Genomic DNA, 2,183 nt, shown 5'->3' on the forward strand with positions numbered 1-2,183 from the left:
GGGTTGGGCCCCGTCACACCGAGCCCCCGCCCGCCGAGCCACGCTCCCCCGCCCCTGGCCGCCGTGAACAGCTCATCCACGGCGGGCGCGTAGACCGCGGCGGCGAGCACTTCCCACGCGTCGGGATCCGCGCCGCCCCGCACGGCGGCGATGCTGACCTTGTAGGAGGGGATGCCGTACGCGTAGTTCACCGTGCCGTCGATCGGGTCGACGACCCATGTGATGCCCGTCTCGCTGTCCGCCGCGCCCGACTCCTCACCGAGGAACCCGTCGCCGGGCCGATCGGCGCTGAGCCGGTCGCGGATGAGCTGCTCGACCTCGCGGTCCGCTTCGGTGACGATGTCGGCGAGGGTCGACTTCGTCGCCGCGAGTGCGACGCCGGCCGCCCGGCGCTCCCGAGCCAGCTCGCCGGCCTCGCGAGCGATGCCGGCTGCGAGTTCCTGCAGCTCGACCTCGATGGGCAGGTCCACGGTCACCGGAGGGGCGCCGGAGGCGGAGGCGGGAATGCGCCGGGCGCGGCCGGAGGCGTCGGCGGCTCCTCCGAGTGCGGCGGAACCTGCGGCTGCTCCGGCACCGGCGGCTCCACAGGCTCATGCACCTGCTCGGGCGCTGGTGCGTGCTCGGGCGCTGGTGCGTGCTCGGGAGCAGGTGACTTCTCAGGAACAGGTGTTGCAGCCGTGTCGCCTGCGATGCCGTCGGGCGCGGCCGGTGCCCCGGCCGGCGGCACCGGGAATCCGTCCGCTCCGATCGGCGCGTCCGGTGAGGACACCAGCGGCGGCGCATGTCCGTCCGACGGCACGGTTGGGAACGACGGCGTCGTCTCATGGGCCGGGTAATAGCTCTGCACCGGCGTCTGCTGTGTCGGATAGCCGGTGTAATACGCGTTCCAGTCCGGCGAGCCGTCGGGCAGCACCGGGAGCGGGGTCCTGCCGTCCGCGTACGTCGGCCACGGCTGGGCGCCCTGGTCGTTCGGTGTTGCGGGCAGGGCTGCGACGCCCGATCCGGTGAACGCTCCGTGGGCCTGTGCCGCCAGCGGGCCCACCTGCTTCTTCGGCGCGAACAGGGCGTTCAGCAGCGGGATGAGCGTCGTGCCCACGGCGGTGAGGATGGCGAGAGCGACGACGATTCGCCAGTACAGGTCGGAATACTCGAACGTGTCGGGCAACGTCAGGAAGATCACGAGCATCGCGACGAGCAGCACGAGCAACGCGACCGTGACGTAGTAGATCACGCGGGTGAACGTGGTCACGTACCGCTGAGCGGCCGCCGTGAACAGACGCACGTGCAGGAGCCCCAGCTGCAGGACGCCGACGATGACGAGCAGCAGGAAGAACCTTCCGACACCGCCGGTGTACTCACCCGGCTCATCGGGCAGCCAGATCTTGATGGCGCCGGCGATGAGCGCGACGATCCAGGTGATCATGCTCGCCAGCGCCAGCCAGTCGGGGCGCCGGGGCGCGAGCCCCGCCTCGAGGATGGCGATGCCGGCGAACGCCGCGAGCAGCAGGATCGTCAGGAACGCGCGGCCGATGATGCCGTCCTGATCACCGATCAGAACCCACACGACGCACACCAGTGCCGCCGCGATCAGTGCTCCGATGGCGATCCAGATCGCCCCGCGGATCAGCAGCGAAGCGTTCGGCTTCACCCCGGACTCCTTGACCTCTGACATGGTGGTCCCCCCTCTTCGGCCGACGTTGGAATCATCCTCGCACGTGAGGACCGTCCCGCGCGGGGGCGCCGCCGGTCCTGTGGGTAAGTCCGCGCGGACTCAGCGTGCGCGCTTCGCGGATGCCGCGGCGAATGCGGCGACCCGCGCCCTGGCATCCGGGGTGTCGAATGCGGCACCGATCGAGCGCGCCTCCTCCGCGAGCTGCTCGGGGAACGAGCGCGAGGGCTGCGAGCGCACCAGGCGCTTGGCCTGGCCGTACGCGGCTGCGGCCCCGGCGAGCCAGAACCGCGCGACCTCTTCGGCACGGGCGCGGACGCGGCTCGCCTCGTCCTCGGCATCCTCACCCATCACGATCTCGGCGACCAGGCCCCACTCGAGGGCTTCTTCGGCGCTGAGCAGGCGATCCTGCAGCACGAGCTGCAGGGCGCGACGGGAGCCGACGGCATCCGCGAGCTGGGCCGACACCGACAGGTCGGGGGTGAGGCCGATGTTCGCGTACAGGCTGCCGATC

Annotated in this window: 3 protein-coding genes; all 3 read right to left on the reverse strand. The window is 71.4% G+C overall.

Features of this window, described 5'->3' with window-relative positions; genetic code table 11:
* Nucleotides 1–464: inositol monophosphatase family protein (locus tag HWX58_RS14815; RefSeq protein ID WP_284690618.1), on the reverse strand; the 464-nt coding region annotated here is incomplete at its 3' end.
* Between the two features lie 8 nt (nucleotides 465–472).
* Entirely contained in the window at nucleotides 473–1,648 is a 1,176-nt protein-coding gene (locus HWX58_RS15310) for a hypothetical protein (protein WP_175989044.1), read from the reverse strand.
* A gap of 123 nt (nucleotides 1,649–1,771) precedes the next feature.
* Nucleotides 1,772–2,183 (reverse strand): enoyl-CoA hydratase/isomerase family protein (locus tag HWX58_RS14825; RefSeq protein WP_175989046.1); only part of this gene is annotated, 412 nt, incomplete at its 5' end.

Source organism: Microbacterium tenebrionis (assembly GCF_903645325.1).
Lineage (GTDB): Bacteria > Actinomycetota > Actinomycetes > Actinomycetales > Microbacteriaceae > Microbacterium > Microbacterium tenebrionis.